Source organism: Bacillus sp. FSL K6-2431 (assembly GCF_038005165.1).
Taxonomy (GTDB): domain Bacteria; phylum Bacillota; class Bacilli; order Bacillales; family Bacillaceae; genus Bacillus; species Bacillus pumilus.
In genome coordinates this window covers 1-20,282 of record NZ_JBBOSQ010000003.1, presented here as the reverse complement: position 1 = coordinate 20,282, position 20,282 = coordinate 1, and the positions used below count along the sequence as shown (strand labels likewise).

24 protein-coding genes, 1 pseudogene and 1 riboswitch are annotated in these 20,282 nt (G+C 41.3%); of the genes and pseudogenes, 4 read left to right on the top strand and 21 right to left on the bottom strand.

Annotated features, from left to right (window positions below; genetic code table 11):
• Positions 1-104: 104 nt before the first annotated feature.
• From MHH40_RS18790 to MHH40_RS18735, 12 genes are all read right to left on the bottom strand, one after another.
• On the bottom strand, positions 105-1,886 hold the full coding sequence (locus MHH40_RS18790; RefSeq protein ID WP_003216141.1) for an ATP-binding protein: 1,782 nt from the start codon (positions 1,884-1,886) through the stop codon (positions 105-107).
• Entirely contained in the window at positions 1,883-2,605 is a 723-nt protein-coding gene (locus MHH40_RS18785) for a response regulator transcription factor (protein ID WP_003215596.1), read from the bottom strand. Before MHH40_RS18785 ends, MHH40_RS18790 begins: the two co-directional genes overlap by 4 nt.
• A gap of 87 nt (positions 2,606-2,692) precedes the next feature.
• Positions 2,693-3,871 (bottom strand): c-type cytochrome biogenesis protein CcsB, encoded by a 1,179-nt coding sequence (gene ccsB / locus MHH40_RS18780; RefSeq protein ID WP_050943828.1) that lies wholly within the window; start codon positions 3,869-3,871, stop codon positions 2,693-2,695.
• On the bottom strand, positions 3,855-5,534 hold the full coding sequence (resB, locus tag MHH40_RS18775; protein WP_003215850.1) for a cytochrome c biogenesis protein ResB: 1,680 nt from the start codon (positions 5,532-5,534) through the stop codon (positions 3,855-3,857). Before resB ends, ccsB begins: the two co-directional genes overlap by 17 nt.
• A 1-nt stretch (position 5,535) precedes the next feature.
• On the bottom strand, positions 5,536-6,066 hold the full coding sequence (gene resA / locus MHH40_RS18770) for a thiol-disulfide oxidoreductase ResA (RefSeq protein ID WP_003215793.1): 531 nt from the start codon (positions 6,064-6,066) through the stop codon (positions 5,536-5,538).
• A gap of 90 nt (positions 6,067-6,156) precedes the next feature.
• Positions 6,157-6,891 carry a 23S rRNA pseudouridine(2605) synthase RluB gene (gene rluB, locus MHH40_RS18765; protein ID WP_034620508.1) on the bottom strand — a complete coding sequence of 245 codons (735 nt, stop codon included), beginning with the start codon at positions 6,889-6,891 and terminating at the stop codon, positions 6,157-6,159.
• 137 nt (positions 6,892-7,028) lie between these two features.
• On the bottom strand, positions 7,029-7,565 hold the full coding sequence (locus tag MHH40_RS18760; protein ID WP_003216139.1) for a spore maturation protein: 537 nt from the start codon (positions 7,563-7,565) through the stop codon (positions 7,029-7,031).
• Positions 7,566-7,569: 4 nt separating this feature from the next.
• Positions 7,570-8,157 carry a nucleoside recognition domain-containing protein gene (locus MHH40_RS18755; protein WP_003215919.1) on the bottom strand — a complete coding sequence of 196 codons (588 nt, stop codon included), beginning with the start codon at positions 8,155-8,157 and terminating at the stop codon, positions 7,570-7,572.
• Positions 8,145-9,296 (bottom strand): D-alanyl-D-alanine carboxypeptidase family protein, encoded by a 1,152-nt coding sequence (locus MHH40_RS18750; RefSeq protein ID WP_212045944.1) that lies wholly within the window; start codon positions 9,294-9,296, stop codon positions 8,145-8,147. The genes MHH40_RS18755 and MHH40_RS18750 overlap by 13 nt, the downstream gene beginning before the upstream one ends.
• A gap of 113 nt (positions 9,297-9,409) precedes the next feature.
• On the bottom strand, positions 9,410-9,889 hold the full coding sequence (locus MHH40_RS18745) for a YpuI family protein (protein ID WP_003215803.1): 480 nt from the start codon (positions 9,887-9,889) through the stop codon (positions 9,410-9,412).
• Between the two features lie 113 nt (positions 9,890-10,002).
• Positions 10,003-10,596 carry an SMC-Scp complex subunit ScpB gene (gene scpB, locus MHH40_RS18740; RefSeq protein ID WP_034661126.1) on the bottom strand — a complete coding sequence of 198 codons (594 nt, stop codon included), beginning with the start codon at positions 10,594-10,596 and terminating at the stop codon, positions 10,003-10,005.
• The gene (locus MHH40_RS18735) at positions 10,586-11,344 is read right to left on the bottom strand and encodes a segregation/condensation protein A (RefSeq protein WP_050943826.1); all 759 of its coding nucleotides are present in this window, start codon (positions 11,342-11,344) and stop codon (positions 10,586-10,588) included. Before MHH40_RS18735 ends, scpB begins: the two co-directional genes overlap by 11 nt.
• A 208-nt stretch (positions 11,345-11,552) precedes the next feature.
• Between MHH40_RS18735 and MHH40_RS18730 the strand changes: the two genes are divergently transcribed.
• Together MHH40_RS18730 and MHH40_RS18725 are read left to right on the top strand one after the other, a co-directional pair.
• Positions 11,553-11,645 (top strand): YjcZ family sporulation protein, encoded by a 93-nt coding sequence (locus tag MHH40_RS18730; RefSeq protein ID WP_012010430.1) that lies wholly within the window; start codon positions 11,553-11,555, stop codon positions 11,643-11,645.
• Positions 11,646-11,732: 87 nt separating this feature from the next.
• Entirely contained in the window at positions 11,733-12,257 is a 525-nt protein-coding gene (locus tag MHH40_RS18725) for a DUF309 domain-containing protein (RefSeq protein ID WP_212045943.1), read from the top strand.
• A gap of 24 nt (positions 12,258-12,281) precedes the next feature.
• On the opposite strand, the gene MHH40_RS18720 is transcribed toward MHH40_RS18725, so the two are convergent.
• The 7 genes and pseudogenes from MHH40_RS18720 to MHH40_RS18690 form a co-directional block, all read right to left on the bottom strand.
• On the bottom strand, positions 12,282-12,635 hold the full coding sequence (locus MHH40_RS18720; RefSeq protein WP_106028745.1) for a GNAT family N-acetyltransferase: 354 nt from the start codon (positions 12,633-12,635) through the stop codon (positions 12,282-12,284).
• A gap of 113 nt (positions 12,636-12,748) precedes the next feature.
• On the bottom strand, positions 12,749-13,213 hold the full coding sequence (gene ribH / locus MHH40_RS18715; RefSeq protein ID WP_012010433.1) for a 6,7-dimethyl-8-ribityllumazine synthase: 465 nt from the start codon (positions 13,211-13,213) through the stop codon (positions 12,749-12,751).
• A 48-nt stretch (positions 13,214-13,261) separates the two neighbouring features.
• Positions 13,262-13,867: pseudogene (gene ribB / locus MHH40_RS18710) on the bottom strand (3,4-dihydroxy-2-butanone-4-phosphate synthase); the annotation flags it as partial.
• An 11-nt stretch (positions 13,868-13,878) separates the two neighbouring features.
• Positions 13,879-14,529: a riboflavin synthase gene (gene ribE / locus MHH40_RS18705; RefSeq protein WP_212045942.1), complete on the bottom strand. Its 651-nt coding sequence runs from the start codon at positions 14,527-14,529 to the stop codon at positions 13,879-13,881.
• A gap of 254 nt (positions 14,530-14,783) precedes the next feature.
• Positions 14,784-14,925: riboswitch (FMN riboswitch) on the bottom strand.
• 105 nt (positions 14,926-15,030) lie between these two features.
• Positions 15,031-15,375 (bottom strand): hypothetical protein, encoded by a 345-nt coding sequence (locus MHH40_RS18700; RefSeq protein WP_003215701.1) that lies wholly within the window; start codon positions 15,373-15,375, stop codon positions 15,031-15,033.
• A 224-nt stretch (positions 15,376-15,599) separates the two neighbouring features.
• Positions 15,600-15,833: a DUF2164 domain-containing protein gene (locus MHH40_RS18695; RefSeq protein ID WP_050943822.1), complete on the bottom strand. Its 234-nt coding sequence runs from the start codon at positions 15,831-15,833 to the stop codon at positions 15,600-15,602.
• A gap of 211 nt (positions 15,834-16,044) precedes the next feature.
• Positions 16,045-16,626: a TetR/AcrR family transcriptional regulator gene (locus MHH40_RS18690; protein WP_050943821.1), complete on the bottom strand. Its 582-nt coding sequence runs from the start codon at positions 16,624-16,626 to the stop codon at positions 16,045-16,047.
• A gap of 250 nt (positions 16,627-16,876) precedes the next feature.
• Between MHH40_RS18690 and MHH40_RS18685 the strand changes: the two genes are divergently transcribed.
• Positions 16,877-18,133 carry an MFS transporter gene (locus MHH40_RS18685; protein ID WP_050943820.1) on the top strand — a complete coding sequence of 419 codons (1,257 nt, stop codon included), beginning with the start codon at positions 16,877-16,879 and terminating at the stop codon, positions 18,131-18,133.
• Between the two features lie 36 nt (positions 18,134-18,169).
• Here the strand turns inward: MHH40_RS18685 and MHH40_RS18680 are convergent, their stop codons facing one another.
• The gene (locus MHH40_RS18680) at positions 18,170-18,607 is read right to left on the bottom strand and encodes a peptidylprolyl isomerase (protein ID WP_003215505.1); all 438 of its coding nucleotides are present in this window, start codon (positions 18,605-18,607) and stop codon (positions 18,170-18,172) included.
• A gap of 321 nt (positions 18,608-18,928) precedes the next feature.
• Here MHH40_RS18680 and MHH40_RS18675 point away from each other — a divergent pair, with 321 nt between their 5' ends.
• Entirely contained in the window at positions 18,929-19,813 is an 885-nt protein-coding gene (locus tag MHH40_RS18675) for a DUF1002 domain-containing protein (protein ID WP_003215933.1), read from the top strand.
• A 38-nt stretch (positions 19,814-19,851) separates the two neighbouring features.
• On the opposite strand, the gene MHH40_RS18670 is transcribed toward MHH40_RS18675, so the two are convergent.
• Positions 19,852-20,282: diaminopimelate decarboxylase family protein (locus tag MHH40_RS18670; protein WP_445661693.1), on the bottom strand; the 431-nt coding region annotated here is incomplete at its 5' end.

Below are 20,282 nucleotides of genomic sequence, written 5' to 3'. Positions count from 1 at the left end.
CAGCGCGCAGACCTGACAACGAATGCGAGGGTTTGTCTACACGCTGACACTTCTTTTTCTTTCGAAAAGAAGTGTTTCTCATGTAACAAGATTCTTCGTCAGGATTAGACGAGTTCCTGCTTTTTTCTCGGAATATAAAAGGTAAAGTGTGTACCAGTACCCGCTTTGCTATGTGCATGAATGGAGCCTTGATGTGCTTCTACGATATTCTTCACAATCGCAAGACCAAGTCCAGTACCAGAACGCCCTCTTGTTCTTGCCTTATCCGCTTTATAGAAACGTTCGAAAATAAATGGCAGATCCTCTTCAGGGATTCCGCTTCCTGAATCTTTCACATCCATTTTCAGACCGCTTTCCACCGATTGAACCGAGAAGTGAACCTCTCCGCCTTCTGGTGTATGACGAATGGCGTTATCAATAAGATTCGTAAACACCTGCTCAATTTTATCCGGATCGAGTACAAAGTACGGTTCATCCACTTGAATGTCATATGTGAGATCAACTTGCTTTTCTTTTGCTATACCAAGAAACTTGCGGTAAATCTTCTCGGTCAGCTCTTCTGTATCTGTTGATTCAAGATTCAGTGTAATATGGCCAGCTTCCATTCTCGCTAGGTCTAGAAGATCGTTCACAAGACGCCCCATTCGAAGTGATTCGTCGTAAATAATTTGCGCAATCTCTTTCTTTTCCTCTTCTGAGCCAGCAATATCATCTACAATTGCCTCACTATATCCTTGCAGCATAGCAATTGGAGTACGAAGTTCATGACTGACATTGGCAATGAAGTCTTTTCTCAGCTTATCAAGTCTTCGTTCCTCTGTCATATCACGAAGGACCGCAACTGCTCCCCTAACGTCCTGCTGATTATAAAGCGGAGACATGAGAAGAACCCAAGTACGTCCTTGCAGTGTGACTTCAATCATTTGCTCTTTTTCCGTGCTGACGGCTGTATGAAACAATTCTCGCGCTTCTGGAGGCAGTTCATCTCCATCTTTGATCTTCATATTTTGCTCGTAATACCATGCCTGCAAGAATCGTTCTGCAGGAGGATTCGTCATGAGGATCGTTCCATCAATATTGATGGTGATGACACCATCAGCCATACTGCTTAAAATATTGGACAAATGCTCTTTTTCTTGATTTAAAGCTGTGATATGAAATTTAAGCTGCTTGCCCATTTGGTTAAAGGCGATGGCCAGTTCTCCAATTTCGTCTTGCGTTAATATAGGAATCTTTGTATCGAATTTCCCTTTCGCCAGATCCTGCGCTCCCTCTTTCATCTTTCTAAGAGGATAGGTGACACGTGTTGATAAGAAGAACGCGAAAATAGTGGTCAGAACAATGGCAATTCCGGCTGCTAGGAAGATATAACGCGTCGTATGTTTTGTTGTTTGCTCTACCGCAAGTAATGATTGAGAAAGAAAGACCATGCCTTTTTTTCCGTTTGCCTCAAATGGAACACCGACAACAATTCGTTCATCCTTATGATTGCCTGCATTTGGTTCTGCACGTTTACTGATTTTTTTACGATCTTTTAGTGCTTGATTCAAATCACCGTCTGCTTCAATTTGTTTCTTTGTAATCGCAGGAAGCTTCCCGTCTTTTTCAGACGAATACCACTCTAGCCCGTCCTCTTGGATAATCGCAATACTCGTCAATTTGTCAGCAAGCTCTGATGTAATCGACCTTGCGAGTGATTGATCGTCATGGCTTTCTAAAATGACCGCCACTTTATTTGCCATTTGCGTTAAATCTGACTTTGCTTCTTCTACATGGTAATTTTCAATGAACTCTAAAAGAAGCACGGTTAAAATAGATAAAACGATGAGGACGAGGAAGAGAATGGTTAACCATAGCTTTCCAACGACACTTTTCCACAGTTTCATTCAGCGCCGACCTCAAATTTGTACCCGACACCCCATACCGTCACGATTTTTTTCGCAGCTTCTGGTGACACTTTATTCAGCTTTTCGCGAAGTCGTTTGACGTGGGTATCGACTGTTCTCAAGTCTCCAAAGAATTCATACTGCCATACTTCTTTTAACAGCTTCTCTCTGTCATAAACCTTATCCGGTGTTTTCGCAAGGAAATATAAAAGCTCATATTCCTTCGGCGTGAGACTGACTTCTTTGCCATCAGCTGTCACTCTATGCGCGTCGTGATCAATTGAAAGATGAGAAAACACAAGGACGTCTTTTGTTGTTGTCCCAGTATTGAGATAAGACGTTTGAGAAGATCTTCTGAGCAATGCTTTCACACGTAAAACAACTTCACGCGGGCTAAAAGGTTTGACGATGTAGTCATCCGTACCTGCTTCAAACCCTTGCACGCGGTTGGCTTCTTCTCCTTTTGCCGTCAGCATAATGATTGGGGTCGCTTTTTTGTCTCGAATTTGATTACACACTTCGATCCCATCTGTACCAGGCATCATTAAATCGAGCAAAATGAGGTCATAATCTGTTTGGAGTCCTTTTTGAATGGCCTCATCTCCATTTTCAGCTTCATCGATTTCATAATTTTCACGTTCTAAATACATTTTTAAAAGGCGGCGAATTCTTGCCTCATCATCTACGACTAATATTTTCGTTTGAGTTGTGTGTTCCATTAGACAATCCTCCTGCTTTCTCCGTTGTTACATTCATTTTAACAAAAAGCCGAATCGATTCATAAAAAGTTGGCCTTTTTCATGTGATTACGCGTAAGAATGAAGCCCTGCAATCACAAGATTGACAAAGATGAGATTAAACATAATGATGGCGAATCCGATGACAGCTAACCAAGCGGACTTTTCGCCATGCCAGCCCCTGGATAAGCGAAGATGAAGGTAGGCTGCATAAAAGAGAAACGTAATTAATGCCCATACTTCCTTCGGGTCCCAGCCCCAGAACCGAGTCCATGCAATTTGCGCCCAGATCATTGCAAAAATGAGCCCACCTAACGCAAATACAGGGAAACCAATGGAAACAGCTCTGTATCCAATTTCATCGACTAAATCTAGGTTCACCTGTTTCACGAGCGGTTGAAGCAGAGCACTCAGTCGTTTGCGAATGATCAAGCGAATCAGTCCATACAAAATCAGCCCCGTGCCGAATGACCATAACACCGTATTGACCTTTCTTCCTGAAAAAACAGGCGGCAAATCAACAAACGGTTCCAAACGATCTTGCGTCACAAGCTCTCCTTTATGAGGTCCAACTAGAGCTGGCAGCTCATAGACCATCACACTTTCCTCTTTATTTTTATCGACCCAATTAAATTTCGCTTCGTATCCTGTCATTCTAAAGATGGACGTGACTGCGATAAATGCAAGTGTCACAACAATCATAAACATGACAAGCTCTAAACCAAATGTCTTCTTCCCTGGTTTTGTTTGATCGACATGTTTTAATAAGAAGATGACACCTGCCACAAAGCTGATCGCTAAAATGGCTTGCCCTAGTGCTGCTGTTGTCACGTGAATATAAAGCCAATTACTTTGTAATGAAGGAATTAGCGGTGATATATCAGATGGGAACATACTTGCATAGGCAATAATCAATAAAGCGATTGGAAGTGTAAATAAACCAAGTACAGACACTTGATACACAAAATATAAAATGATGAATGCGAGCACAAGCATCATGCCAAAAGCCGTTGTGAATTCAAACAAATTACTGACTGGTGCATGACCAGACGCCATCCACCTTGAAATAAAGTAGCCAAATTGACTTAAAAAACCGATGATGGTGAGCGTAATACCGATAAGTGCCGCCTTATTTCTGCGCGGTCCATCAACTTTCTTTTTTCCTTTAATGGCACCACCAAAAAAAGGAACTGCCGCTAAATACAATAGAAAAGCTGCAAATAACAGGTTTTCACTGACTGCTGCCATCTAATCCTTCCCCCTTGCTTTTGCTGATACTTGTTGTATCAGGCAGTTCTTTTTGATCAACTGGCTGTTTGATGCCGCTGTCACTTAGGATCACGCCAAGATCAGACTTTAACCCAAACCAGTTTTTGTTTGTGTGTCCTGCCACAAATACTTTTCCATCCTTTGCAGACAGCCAAATTCTTCTATGCTGCCAATACATCCCCTGCACGACACCAATCATGAAGATGATCCCGCCTACGATGAGCACCCCAAGAGTTAAATCTTTTCTCACCGTCAATCCCGTGACGTTTTTCGTTTCCACTCGATCAAACTTCATTTTATATAGGTTATTATCAGAGCCCTCTACTGTCTCTTGAATCGCCACAAAGCTTTTTTCACCTTTAGGCTTTTCAGGAGAAACCATTTCAAACACGAAAGCAGGATTATTCGGATTCCTTGTTTTCGTACTCGGCGTTCCATCATCGTCAAAATAAAAATCAGGGAGATAGCTCATCACTTTGACTTTGTAACCGCTACCAAGATCATATTCTGACTTAGGCTCCAGCAGATTAATCTTCACTGTTCCGAAAGATTTTTCTGTATCTTTACGAATCAGCTGAAAGACCATTTGATCGAGTTCATTTTGTTTAAAATCCACTTGATATAATGAGAAATGATCAAACTTGAGCGGTTCGTTCACTTTGATATCGTGTTCTGATACCTGCTTCAGCTTGGGCTTTTCACCAAACACAACTTCCCCTTCACGTTTGTATAAAGTGGCATCGGTTTTATAACTTTTCACTACTTGACCGTCGCCAGCTCTTTCAATCGCATTCTCAAACACTTCTTTTTCATTTCCAGTTTCATAGCGGTCAATTGAAAACGCATTATTTTTCAAAAAATATTGACCATCTGTGCCTGGAATTGGGGCAGTTTCACCCTCTCTAACCCACAGCGTTTCATCCACATACATGCCTGGGACAAACCGGAGCATTGATCCAATGAGAAAGATGATTAATCCAATGTGATTGACGTAAGGGCCCCAGCGTGAAAAGCGGCCTTTTTCCGCTAAAATATGTCCGTTTTCTTCTCGCACGCGGTAACGCTTTTGTTTCATTGCTTTCTTGATGCCTTCATATGTATGCTGATCTAACGTTTTGTCTGTCTCACTGAACAGACGCTGTCTTCTCATAAAGCCTTCTTTTTTAATAACCCCTTGGTTTTTAAGTGCTCGATAAAGAGGAATAACCCGGTCGAGACTGCAAATGACAAGGGAGATTCCGATGGATGCAACTAAAGCTAAAAACCACCAAGAATTATAAAGATCATGGAATCCAAGTGTGTAATACAGCTTGCCAAACGACCCATATTGCTCTTCATAATAGGTGGAAGCAGATGCACCTGGCGGAATAAACCGCTCCTGCGGAAAAATCGTTCCTAATGAGGAAGCAAGCAGTGTGATGACAATCAGCCACACACCCACCTTAACGGAAGAAAAAAAGTTCCATACTTTATCAACAATCGTTTTGTTGTATGTTTGCGAGCGTCTCGCACTGCCGTCATATCTCATATCAAGCAGCTTTGAAGAGTTTTTCTCTTTAGCCGCAATAGGATTCCCGCAGGATTCACATAAAACAGTACCGATTGGATTAATATGTCCACACTCGCATTTTACCTCTTTCATTCTATGACCCCTTTGGTTTAATCAAATTCATATAATCATAGACATTACGTTCTGTCATGGTTCCCTTTATGACTTTGATTACCTTGCCTTCAGGATTAATTAAAAATGTGGTTGGCAGCGGCGTAATATCATATGCCTCTGTCACTTGACGATCCTTGTCCATGGCAACAGGAAAATTCACGCCATAGGACCCCATAAAATTCTTCACGGCAATATTGGATTCTGCAACATTGACTGCAACAATTTCCACACCGCGATCCTTGAACACTTCATATTGATTTGCCATGTAAGGGAATTCTTGTTTACATGGACCACACCAGGTCCCCCAAAAATTAAGAAAGACACCTTTGCCTTTTAAGTCCTTTAATTCAATCCGTTCCCCATCCACAGATTGAAGGACAAAGTTTGGCGCAATAGATCCTTCTTTGACCCGATCCTGTTTGGCAAATACTGAGTTATACATGGTATAACATAGTGCAGCAAGCATCACGAGGAGAATGCCCGTCCGTATGAAAAACCGTCTTTTTTTCATCTGAAGTACCCCTTCCCCATAGACATTCAGGTAAATTATAGCATTCTCCTTCTTTTGATGCTTCTTCATTTTTTGAAGTTTATGTGAAAATTAAAAAGCGCTTTTCCCGTGATCTGCAATTGCTCTCAGGCGCTTTACTTCATGCGGTGTTAATTCTCTGCGGTCTCCTGGTCTCATGCCTTCAATATGAAGGAACGCATATTGCTCTCTTTTTAGCTTTAACACATCATGACCGATCGCTTCAAACATACGGCGCACTTGTCTGTTTCTGCCTTCATGAATGGTTAATTGAACGATAGATGTCTGCTTTCGTTTATCGATAGAAAGCATCTTGGCACGAGCACGTGCAGTCTTTTTATGATCTAACATAATCCCTTTTTCTAGCTTTCTAAGCAATTCCTTTGATGGGATGCCTTTTAGCTTCGCTGCATATGTTTTATCAATTTCGTATTTCGGATGCATGAGCTTATGGGCAAATTCCCCGTCATTTGTAATTAAAATCAAACCGCTCGTATCATAATCTAAGCGGCCGATTGGATAAAGGCGCTGCGGAACGTCATCAAAGAAATCTGTGACAACCTTACGTCCTTTATCATCCTCGGCAGCTGAAATGACGCCGCGCGGTTTATAAAGCATAAAGTAAACCGGTTCTTCTCTTTCAAGCTTTAATCCGTTGACTTCAATTTTATCTGAAGAGCCCACTTTTACTCCGAGCTCTGTCACTGTTTGACCATTAACGGTAACTCGTCCTTCTTTAATTAATTCTTCTGCCTTTCGTCTAGAAGCGACGCCGGCATGTGCAATTACTTTCTGTAAACGTTCCATTTTGTCTTTCACCTCATGTACTATCTTACTTGCTTGACTTAAAACAAACAAGCATTCGTGGAAAAATAAGCGATTCGTCTGTTTAATTTCAGCTAAAAAGCAATTTTCCATCCATTGAAAGACAAAAAAGCGCCTCATTAGGCGCCGCTAAATAACAAACTGACGATGATGACAGATGCAATGATGCCAATGAGGTCCGCTAACAGACCTACTTTCAGCGCATCTCCCATTTTTTTTATACCGACTGCCCCAAAATAGACCGTTAAAATGTAGAGAGTGGTATCAGTTGACCCTTGCATGACAGCTGCGAGCTGTCCGATAAATGAATCTGGTCCATATGTCGCAATGAGGTCTGATGTCATCCCGAGTGCAGCTGTGCCAGATATCGGACGAATAAACGCAAGCGGCACCACTTCTGCCGGGAAGCCGATCGCTGTAAACACGGGTTTTAACAGTCCCATGACAAAATCAAGCGCACCAGACGCGCGGAATATCGTAATGGCCACGAGCATGCCGACTAAATAAGGAATGATTGAAAAGGCAATTTGAATACCTTCTTTCCCGCCCTCGACAAATGTTTCATAGGTCGGTACTTTTTTAATGGTTCCCGCAATTAAAATTCCTGCGATGATCAGTGGGATCAAAGCAAGTGACAGCCAGTTAATAAATGACACGAGATCACCCCCGCCTGCTTCTGCGATAGTGGAAATAGCGATCAATGAGAATGGCACCAATGCCTGAAATGAGTGTCGCCAAAATGGTTGGCCCTACAATGTCTGTTGGCTGATCTGCACCATAGGTCATTCTAATTGCAATGACGGTTGTTGGCACGAGTGTGATAGAGGATGTGTTGACCGCTAAAAATGTAATCATGGACCGGCTTGCTTCATTTTTCCCGCCGTTTAATGCTTTCATCTGCTCCATTGCCTTAATCCCAAGCGGTGTAGCGGCATTCCCGAGACCAAAGAAATTCGCCATCAGATTGGACAAAATATATCCCATCGCAGGATGGTTAGGCGGAATATCCGGAAATAGCTTTGAAATAAAGGGACGGCACAATTTACTAAAGAAATGTAACAAGCCTGCCTCTTCTGCAATCTTCATCAGCCCGAGCCAAAAAACGAGGACACTAATCAGACCAATTGAAATGGTCACTGCTTCCTTTGATCCCTTAAATACAGCTTCGTTTACTTCCTCCATCGTTCCGTTGAACATCGCGTACACAAGACCGATGACAGTGAGGAATACCCAAATTAGATTGACCATGAAGATCCGCCTATAGATGTCTGAAAGACAGACTTAAACATTTCTTGGAAGCTTTTTTGAGGCATTCGATTTCGTTTATTTTCATAAAAAATCGGTACTTGCTCGATCACCTGTCCATCTAATAAAAACGTCATTTTCCCTACAACATCCGGGATGGCCTCGGCGTTTTTTTTCCACTTCTTTTGAGGAGTAAGCATTTCCGTTTCAATTTCTACTAGCTTTTTCTCATCTTCATTTAAAAAATAGTCCACATCACGTTTGATAAATGCTTTTTTTTCGTAAAAGGTTCCTTTTAATGAAGCGAGTCTTCCTTTTTCAGCAAGTACGTACGTTTTATAATGATCAAATGCATATTCAAACATAGAGATATGATCCTTCCAATCATCTGGCGCATTAATGGTCACAGCGATAAGTGCCGCATCCCCTTTTGCCGCAGTAGAGACAAGTGTGCGTTTTGCAAGCTTCGTATATCCCGTTTTCCCACCAGTTGAATATTTGTATAATCCGGTGACCAGCTTGTTTTTATTTTTCCAATAGCCTTCCATCGTTTTTGCTTTATAGAAAGTCGTGCCTGCAATTTTTTGATATTGTTTATGCTCCGTGGCGTATTTTGTTAAGATAGCCATGTCATAGGCTGATGAATAATGATGTTTATGATCATCGAGTCCATGCGGATTTTGAAAATTCGTATTCTCCATTCCTAGTTCAGATGCTTTTTGATTCATCATAAAAATAAATCCTTCTAAGCTGCCGCCCACATGCTCTGCAATGGCAACAGCTGCATCATTTCCAGAACGCAGCATAAGCCCGTATGTCAAGTCTTCTAGGCTCACCTTCTGCCCTTCTTTTAAATAAATCGATGAGCCCTCTGCTTGTATCGCGCGCTTTGATACTTTGACGGTGTCTTTCATTTTTCCTGATTCAATGGCTAATACTGCCGTCATAATTTTCGTAATACTGGCGATTCTTCTTTTTTCATGCTCGTCCTTTCCAAATAGGACTCTGCCTGACTGTCCATCTATTAAAATGGCGCTTCTTGCACTCACTGATAATGACATATCTGCTTTGGCATGTGAGGAAAAAGGCAGTAAGAGTGTAAATAGAAGAAGGACTGCTGTTCCAATTTTTAAATAGGGCATGTTCATTCACGTCCTTGTCCGTTTTGTACAAGTGTATGCGCGGCTGAAAAAGTTATGATGCCTCGTCCATAAAAAAAAGCGTCTCTATATGTAGAGACGCTCCTTCCTCTTGCTTATACCATTTTCATTTGCTGATGAGATGTCGTATATTCTAGCTCTTCTCTCATCGCTAAAAAATCTTTTTCTAATGAAGAAAATAATCGTTTGATCTCAGCGGATACTTCATGGTGGAAAACAATGCTGCTCTTTCCTGTATATGCGGAACGGCTGTCTTCATACCATGTATCCTTTTTCGGCGTGAAAAACTCTTCAATACATTGATGATAAATACGGTGAAGCGTCTGCTGCGCGGCTTGCTGCGGGAATGTCTGCTGCTGGCTGATTTTCCTGCAAACTGCCGCTGCATCCTCGCTGTACACTGCAAGCTTCCGTAATGTATTCAATATGTCACAATAATAGGCTTCCGCTTCAGGGTTTAATCGTTTCATACTTGATAAGGTAGCTTCGTTCAGAAAACCATTCATTTCAGTTGCAACCTTTGATAAAAAGACGCCTGCTTGATCAACTTGAGCCTTTACATTCATATGTGCCATTTGTTTTGTGTTTACCTTCCCCTCATGGCTTTATGACCATTTTATCTGACATCAATAGATGTTAGACCTAAAATCTTTTTTATATTTTATCATACATTTTTCATTCTTTTGAACTATTTTATCTCTTCAAATGTTTGATTGAAGTTTTCAAAAAATAGATCAGCTTCTTCTTGTACACCATCTGCTTCCACATTCTCTGGAAGTGGCGGTAATTCATCCAATGCCTTTAAGCCAAACTGCTCTAAAAAGGTAGGTGTTGTCCCATAAAGAATTGCTCGCCCAGGGCCATCGGCACGTCCAACTTCACAGAGCAGCGCTTTGGCTACTAAACTATGAAGCACCCGCTCTGATTTGACTCCTCTGATTTCTTCTACCTCACTGCGTGTGATCGGCTGTTTATAAGAAACGATTGCGAGTACTTCAAGCGCTGCCTGAGACAAACCTTTGGATGGGGTCTCGACTAATTTTTTCAAATAAATGCTGTATTCCTTTTTCGTCAGCAGCATATATGAATCTGCATATTCAATGAGCTCAATTCCTCGTTCTTGTTTTTGATATTCTTCCTTTACGGCAGACATCATATCGAGTAACGCTGCCTCTTCTACTTCAAGAACAGACATGAGCTGTTTTTTTGTTAAGCCTTCGTCACCTGCTGCATAAAGCAGCGCTTCTATGATGGCTTTCCAATTCACGATATCAAGCGTCATGAATCGTTTCACTCCCTATAATATAAATGTCTTCAAAGTTTCCTTCCTGCTCTAACATGATTTGATGACCTTTCATCAATTCAAGAACAGCAAGAAACGTCACGACAAGGTGCTCCTTTTGATCATGTTGAAATAGAGTCATGAAATTGGTCCGCTTTTTCGTTTTTCTTAAATGGTTCATAATCTCATTCATTTTGTCTTCAATCGGGATTTCTTGTCTTGTAATCCTAGATGGTGCTGGTTTCGTTATTTTCTTTCGGTTCAATACCTTTTGGAACGCACCTAACATATCATACACCGTGACATGCAGGTTTGTGTCCTTCGCTTCCGATTCTTTTGCAAATTCGCTTAAATCACTCGGAGGTTTTGTAAAGGCATTTTGCCTTTCTTCCTCGCGTTCCTTTAGTTCTTGTGCTGCATCTTTATACTTTCGGTATTCAATCAGTTTGCCAATCAGCTCTTCTCGAGGGTCCTCTTCCTCTTCAAGCAAGTCTTCATCAAATAGCTCTTCCTCTTGTTTCGGAAGGAGCATTCTGCTTTTAATACTCAGGAGGGTTGCAGCCATCACCAAATATTCACTTGCCACATCAAGTTCAAGCTCCCTCATGGTATGGACATATAATAAATACTGCTCCGTAATTTTAGCAACGGGAATATCATAAATATCAATTTCCAACCGGTTGATTAAATGTAAAAGTAAGTCCAATGGACCTTCAAACGAATCTATTTTCACCTGATATTCCAGCATTTTTTCTCACCATTTCTACTGTCTTCTAAGTACCGTTTCACCGGCTAACCTTTAGTATAAGACAGGATAAAGCTCTCGTCCAATATAATTTCGACCATGATGTCCTAGGCAAAATAAGAAAAACAGTGGTTTCGCCCATACCACTCAGGGCATTTATACATAGAATACCATTGTAAACAGAACTGATGAAAAAGGAGGCCGTATCATTATGGGAGATGGCTATAACTTTGGTGGAGGTTTCGCGCTTATTGTCGTGCTTTTCATCTTGCTGATCATCGTTGGCGCGGCTTGGGTTTATTAAAGAAACAGAGCGTCCTTTCACGAAGGGCGCTCTTTCTTCTTTTCTTTTCAATATGTTAGACTGAGAGTGGAAAAGGAGATGACCACTGTGTATCCTGAAGCGTACGTGGCTTTTTTACATGAATTTCATACGACAAGAGATTATTTTGAGTGTCATGAAATTCTTGAGGAATATTGGAAGGAAGACCCGCCTGAGCAGCGCAAAGAATATTGGGTTGGCTTCATTCAGCTTGCCGTTGCTTTGTATCATCAAAGACGGGGAAATGGAAAAGGTGCAAAACGGCTCATTTCAAATAGCCTCCACTTGCTGGAAGCAAACCGGCCCGTATTATCGAACCTCGGTCTGGATGATGAGGCGTTTCTCAAACTTCTGAGAACGCTGAAGAAGAAAATGGCTGAAGACATGCCCTACGAAAGTGTGATGCTCCCGATTAAAGATGAAGCGCTCCTGTCTCTATGCCAAGAAATGGCTCAAAAAGACGGACTGATCTTTGGCCAGGAGAGCAACTTATCCCACACATTTTTGATCGAAAAACATAGACTGCGTGACCGGACAGATGTATTGCTTGAACGAAAAAAGCAAATCGAACGTAAAAAAAGCAGAGGACTGTAGCCTCTGCTTTTACATGTGTGATATTTAATTTGTTTCGCTGTGACACCTATGAAAGAAGCCTTGCGTTAATTCATTTGGAATGAGTGTTTTGGTTTTGAATACCTCTTCCACGGCTAAAACCATTTCCTTGCCGATTCCTTGATCTCGATGGGATGGATTCACACTAATATGCTCGATTTGTACTTGGTCGTCTGTTTTCAACACACCAATAGCACCTACGATATCCTCGCCATCTTTCCAAAGGAACAGCTGCCGATTTTCATCCATTTCATATGACTTCATCGTCTGCTGAAGCTGTTTGACGTCTTTCTCACCCGGCATGAAGGAGAGTAGCCCCATGGCAATTTTTTCAAAAGACCTCTTATAACGAATTAACATATATACCCCTCAATATTCAAATTATCCTTATGTCCAGCAAATGTCTCACGAATCATTTGCTCATCACACATTATAAACATTTTTATACCGTTTTTAAACTCTTTTTCACTAAATTAACGAAAGGTACGGTTGAGATTCGCCATTTCAATGGCAGCTGCAGCCGATTCGCTGCCTTTATTTCCAGCTTTTGTACCGGCTCTTTCGATAGCTTGTTCAATGGATTCTGTTGTTAGTACACCAAAGATAATCGGTACCCCTGTTGACATGGCACTTTGAGCAATTCCTTTAGCGGCTTCATTACAAACATAATCGTAGTGAGTTGTTGCGCCCCTGATTACAGTTCCAAGTGTAATGACAGCATCATATTTCTCTGTTTCAGCTAGTTTTTTTGCCATGTACGGAATTTCAAAAGCACCCGGTACCCACACGACATCAATATCGTCACCGTTTGCTCCGTGTCTGAGCAATGTATCTTCTGCTCCGTCAAGCAGTTTACTTGTAATAAAATCATTAAATCTCGCGACGACAATTGCAAATTTTAATCCTTCTGCTACTACATGCCCTTGTATTGTATTCATATGTTGATCATCCTTTTTTGTGATTTTTTATTTTGTTTCGATAGCTGCTGTTTCTTTATTATTTAAATAGGTTTGCAATGCTTCTATTGTCAGCATCTTTAAACCGTGCTGTTTTTGGATTTCTTTTAGTTCTGGAACACGCGCCATTGAGCCATCTACATTCATGATTTCACAAATGACACCCGCTGGCTCTGAACCTGCCAGTTTCGCAAGATCTACCGCCGCCTCTGTATGACCTGGTCTTTCTAGTACGCCGCCTTCTTTTGCAATGAGCGGAAATACATGACCTGGGCGGGCAAATTCTTCTGGAGTTGCGTCTTTATTTAACATGGCAAGCATGGTCGTAGAGCGCTCAAAAGCACTAATACCAGTCGTCGTTGTCACATGATCGATGCTCACTGTAAAAGCTGTATGGTGTGCATCTGTATTTTGTTCTACCATTGGATGCAGGTTCAGGTGTTTGGCAATCGACGCATGGACCGGTGTACAAATGAGACCTCTTCCATGTAAAGCCATAAAGTTAATCACTTCAGGCGTGGCATGCTCAGCAAGTGCCACAAAATCTCCTTCGTTTTCTCTGTCTTCATCATCCACTACGATAATGATTTCTCCTTCTTTCAGAGCGTTTACTGCTTCTTCTACTAAATGATACATACAATCGCCTCCTAGAATCCGTGCTCTTTTAAAAATGATGGGGTCAATCGGGATGGCTGCTTTCCGCCTTGTTCTTTTGTTAAAAAGCGATAGATGTATTTACCGATCATGTCACACTCTATATTCACGATCTCTCCCATAGATTTAGTCGGGAAAATAGTTCCTTCAAGCGTATGAGGAATAATAGAGACTGTGACGTGTGAATCTTGCAAATCGAAAATGGTTAAGCTGACACCATCTATTGCGATCGAACCCTTTTGCGCGAGCATATCTGTGAGGGTCTTGTCCATCTCTAAATCATAGTAAATGGCATTACTTTTCTTTTCTATTCGGGTAATGACTGCCGTCCCGTCAACATGGCCTGAGACAAAATGACCGCCGAATCGTCCATTCGAGGACATGGCCCGCTCTAAATTCACTGGACTGCCTGATGTCAGCTGATCCAGTGATGTCGCTTTGACCGTTTCTGGCATCACATCTGCTGCGAACTGTGCTTTTGTAAAGCTTGTGACTGTAAGACATACACCATTGATCGCAATACTGTCTCCGAGGTGAACATCTTCTAGCACACGGCTGCACTGAATGACAATTTCTATGGCATCTGCTGACTTTTTGCTTAATGACTGAACTGCACCTACTTCTTCAATTATCCCCGTAAACATGTGATCCTCCCTTTCTTTTCATTTGTATTTCTCACTTTTTAAAAAAGCGATGTTAGGGACATGTGATCGATTGAGCACCTTCGTCGCTTTTTATGGTCCATACAAGGTAGATGAGGGATCACCTAATAAACACTGCATGCCGGTCTATTCACTACATGAACATACAGAAAGCCCCGGAAAAAATTCCGGGGCTTTGGCTTTTTTGCATCAGAAATAAAACTATGATCGACAAATATTTTTCGTTCATAGCTTTCTTTATCCTTCTCCCATCCAGACTTTCACTGTCGGCTTCAGCTTTTCACTGAATCAACCGTTAATAAATTAACGGGTCACGGGCTGTAAAGCATTTGCTTTATTACCGTCGGTCGGGATTTTCACCCTGCCCCGAAGGATACAATCGATATTTAGCTGTCCTTAGGGGCTATTATAGCGATCCTTGTTGTCAAATGCAACAATCAAGATTTCTCACAAAAAAAGCCTCCTTATAGGAAAGGAGACTTGTTAATTAACGACTTTTACTACTTTTATAAGACCATCTATTCTCTTTTCATTACTAAAGTAGGCTTTAATACGATCACCTTTCTTCAAGTCGGCCACATCATCTTCGAATTTCTTTCCACTAAAAATGATTTTTGTGCCGTTTTTTGCTTGACCGTAATATTCATCTCCGTCAATTTTCGTAATGGTATATTCATAGATGGTATAATCTTTATCATTATTTGTTAAGCTTTCACCAATGGCTGTTGGCACATCTTCAATTTTCATGCCATTCATGTATAAATAACCTGCGCCTAAACAAAGCAGTAAAACAAATAAGATGGCCATTTTCAATTTAATTTTCCCCATATTTAGAACCTCCATCATCTGCACTTCGCCTATTTGTATGTTTTATTCCTTCTTTTGATGAAATAAAACCAAAAAAGCTGATTTCCATTAATGGTTACTTATATAACGATTGAGATGGACCTTTGGTTCCACCTTTTCATCATTACATATGATACGAATATGCGTTCTTTATTAAGGGGGTCTCTTTCCTCTTTATCAGTTAGCAAGGCGCACATTATTGATGATCATCTTTTTTCGAGTGCAAATAAATCTTCCTCTAACAATTGCGATCTCTGAACAGCGATGTTCCGGCTGTCACGAACCCCTTGATTATAATAGTAGCTTCCAAGGTTTTTTGTGATAAATTCTAGTATATTGATGGCTGCTAATTCACCAATTTCTTCTTCTCGTTCTTCGGCAAAGTAACGCTGAATGGCAATCATCATTTGATCTTTTTCTTCTTTTGTTAATGGTTTCAAATTATCTCCTGCTTTCTTTCAGCATGACCACGCTTTTTAGATTTGTACTGACAATGTGGCGACACCCACAAATACGAATGTTTGTTCTCTTATCATATCACAAAATCGAATTTTGTCCACCACTGTGTCCTAAAAGAAAAAGCGTATTTTGATATTTAGTTCAAAATACGCTATCACTCTTATTGAAGGAGGATACCATAGCATGTTGTCATTATTTTAATATGGAAAGTATCGTCGCTACAGAATGATCTACAAATGAACGTTCTGGACGAGATTTCATGAGGACGGTCAGTCCTATGAAAGAAACGACCAGTGTTTGTGCTAAAGCTTTCGCATTCAGGCTACTTTTGAGCTCACTCGAGCGAATACCTTGAACAATTCTTTCTTCGAAAATGACGGAAAGATACATCTGATGCTCTCTTGTCAGAATTTCAAATTTCTCTTCGTGTGGCGCAAGTTCCACTATTGTATTGATGCAAAAACACCCTTTACTCGGACCATCTCTATATTCCTCTTCTACTAAATCTGCAAATAATGTATGAAATGCTTCCTTGACAGAAAGTTTGTTTTGAAGTTTTGTTCGAATATGGGCAGCATGCTGCTTTGTATATTTGCGTAATGCAGCCTCAAATAATTCCTCTTTATCTCCAAACGCTGAGTATAAACTTGGCCGCTGTATTCCCATTTTTTCAGTCAAATCGCTTAATGTAGTGGCCCTATACCCCTTTTCCCAAAAAAGCACCATTGCCTCATCCAACGCTTTTTCCTTGTCAAATTCCCGTTGTCGAACCATCAGCAATTCCTCATTTCAACATTAAAATTTCTTCACAAAGTCAGGTATCTATTTTTTGATATTATTGTCTATTTGATTACCAGTCGGTACATTATAATTTTATTTTATCGACGTATGATTGTCAAATTTCCTTCCTCTTTCAAGATGAAAGTATTGACTTTAAAATGTTTTGTTGGTTATCCTTAACAGTAATCATAATATACCGATCAGTATATTATACTTTTTAGTACAAAAGGAGACGACGACATGCATGGTGAAAGAAAAAATCATTTCCATAGAACATCTTGATTTGGAAACGGCTCATTTACAAAACAAACCGAAGCAAGCGATGACTCGCTATATGGCTCTGCTTTTTGCGTCAGCCTGCGGGATGGCAGTTGCAAACATATACTTTGCACAACCGTTATTAGACTCCCTCGCATCCGAGTTTGGCATCACCTATTCATCCATTGGCATTGTCATTACGATTACTCAGCTTTGTTATGCACTAGGACTGCTACTGATCGTACCACTTGGTGACCTGTTCAATCAAAGGCGGCTCATCATGGCTCAGATGCTAGTATCCGTGTTATCTCTGATTCTAGTCGGCATCGCCCCTACTGCCACCGTCCTGTTTATAGGGCTGGCTTCCGTCGGCATGCTTGCTGTGGTCACTCAGGTACTCGTAGCGTTCGCAGCGACATGGGCTGCTCCTGAAGAACGAGGCCGTATCGTGGGCTTGGTTCAAAGTGGCATTGTGATTGGTATTCTTCTCGCACGAACGTTTGCTGGTGTACTAACCGATCTCGCCGGCTGGAGGTCAGTCTATCTCGTGTCTGCCGTTATGATGCTCATCATAACCTCCGTGTTATACCGGTATCTCCCGCGGGCTGATAGCGAGAGAGCGTCAATATCCTATATGAAGCTGCTTGCTTCAATGTTTACATTGTTCAGACAAGAACAAATTCTGCGCATCCGAGGCATACTGGGTTTTCTGATCTTTATCGTGTTTGGTACGTTGTGGACTTCGCTCGTGCTGCCTCTCAGCAGCTCGCCACACAATCTTTCACATACGGCGATCGGTGCATTTGGTCTTGCTGGAGTTGCCGGAGCATTAGGCGCTACTCGGGCAGGAAGCCTTGCTGATCGAGGCTTAGGACAATTAACAACTTGTATAGCCCTTGTCCTATTATTCGTTTCATGGTTTTTTATCTTTTTCACTGAATATTCACTCATTTTATTAATCATCGGTATTATTATTCTTGACCTATCTGTGCAGGCCGTACATGTGACCAACCAAAGTATGATTTTCACAGTGCTGCCTGAGGCGAGAAGCCGGCTCACTGCTGCTTATATGATTTTTTACTCCATCGGCAGTGCGACTGGTTCCATTGCTTCCACTAGCATATACGCAAACAATGGCTGGAGCGGAGTATGTTTATTTGGCGCCTCTGTTAGCGCTATTGCCCTTTTATATTGGTTCATCACCTACCGCCTCAAGGAACAAATAACCGTAAAATCAGATTGATAATAAAAAAACACCGCGTTTAAGCGGTGTTTTGGATTAAGCATCGAAAACTTCGACTTTTTCCATTCCTTGGCCTTGTTCCATATCTAGAACAGCCTCGATACCAGATGTTACTTTGCCAAAAACAGTGTGAACACCGTTTAAGTGCGGCTGCGGGTCATGGACGATAAAGAATTGGCTGCCGCCCGTGTCTTTTCCAGCATGCGCCATTGATAATGAACCTCTTTCGTGTTGATGTGGATTCCCTTCTGTTTCACATTTAATTGTGTAACCAGGACCGCCTGTTCCATTACCGTTTGGATCGCCACCTTGGCTTACGAAGCCTGGGATGACGCGGTGGAATTTCAATCCATCGTAGAAGCCTTCATTCGCTAATTTTTCAAAGTTTGCTACTGTACCTGGAGCAGCCTCTGGGTATAGTTCAAACTCAAGTTTCTTACCATTCGTTAGTTGTATGTATCCTTTTTTTGCCATTTTTCACATTCTCCTTTCAGGTTAAACAACGCTCATTATAGCACATTTTCGGTCATGTTAAACATCCCCTGCTCTTTGATTGTGATTTACCTCTTTTCTTAGGATTGATACAATAGAAGAGCTTGATCCTTTTTTCCTATTAAATTGATAACAGAATGAGCAACAGGGCTTTATTTATTGGAAAAGGAAAACATCTTAAAAAGAAAATTGAAACGTCGAATCGATTTGTTACGTCTATATGATGGAGTACATTTCTTTACGTGTACTCAAAAGATGAGTTTCTCTTGAAAGAGGAACCCTTTCGACTTGAAGGAGGTCAACATGTTTAAAAAATCAATGCTTAGTATGATGGCAGCGCTCCTTTTCCTCATTGGTGCGCCAAAAGTCAGCTTAGCGGATGCAGCTGTCGGCGATGTCATCGTCACACTTGGGCAAGACTTAACTCCGGCTGATCGCCAAAAGGTGCTTGACGAGTTGAATCCACCTGAAAATGCGACAAAAATTGAAGTAACCAATAAAGAAGAGCATGAATATTTAGGAAAGTATATCCCCCGTTCTTCTATCGGGACGAGAGCATTATCATCTTCATCTATCACCATTGAAAAATCAGGTACTGGTCTGACTGTGGATACACATAACATCAAGACCATTACAGATGAGATGTATTTAAATGCTTTAATGACAGCCGGTGTCAAGGATGCTAAGGTTGTTGTGACTGCACCGTTTGAAGTTTCTGGGACAGCCGCACTGACAGGTTTATTAAAAGCCTATGAAGTGTCTAGCGACAAAGCCATTCCAGAAGATGTGAAGCAGGTAGCAAACGAAGAGCTTGTGACAACGTCTAAATTGGGTGACTCCATCGGGAAAGACAATGCTTCTGCCCTTATTGCAAAAATCAAGGATGACATTGCGAAAAATGGTGTCCCTAAAACAACAAAAGAAGTAGAAGAAAAAGTGGATCAGGCTGCTTCTGATTTAAACTTAAATCTAACGCAAGATCAAAAGGATCAGCTTATTTCTCTATTCGATAAAATGAAGAACATCAATATCGATTGGAACCAGGTAGGATCTCAAATCGATAAAGCAAAAGACAAGATTACGAAATTCATAGAATCAGATGAAGGGAAAAACCTACTTCAAAAGATTTGGGATTTCTTTGTCTCCATTTGGAACGCGATCGTCTCTGTATTTACTGGAGGTAAATAAGTCATTATAAAAAGCTGCCTGATGTACAGGCAGCTTTTTTACGTAGATGATTTCACTTTTGATTGATAAGGTAAATCAAGTTTGACAATGTCCGCATATGTTTCACGTTCAACCACAAGCTGCGCTTCCCCGTCTTCTACAAATACAACAGCCGGACGCGGGATGCGGTTATAGTTATTTGACATACTGTAGCCGTAAGCTCCGGTACAAAAGACAGCTAATAAATCTCCTTGTGATAACTCTGGCAGATCGATATCCCAAATAAGCATATCTCCGCTTTCACAGCATTTCCCTGCAATAGAAACTGTTTGATTGTGCGATTGGCTCATTTTGTTGGCACTTGCCGCTTCATATTTCGCTTGATATAATGCTGGACGAATGTTGTCACTCATTCCCCCATCTACCGCAACATAATCGCGAATGCCAGGTACGTGTTTTGATGAGCCGATCGTATAAAGCGTTGTTCCTG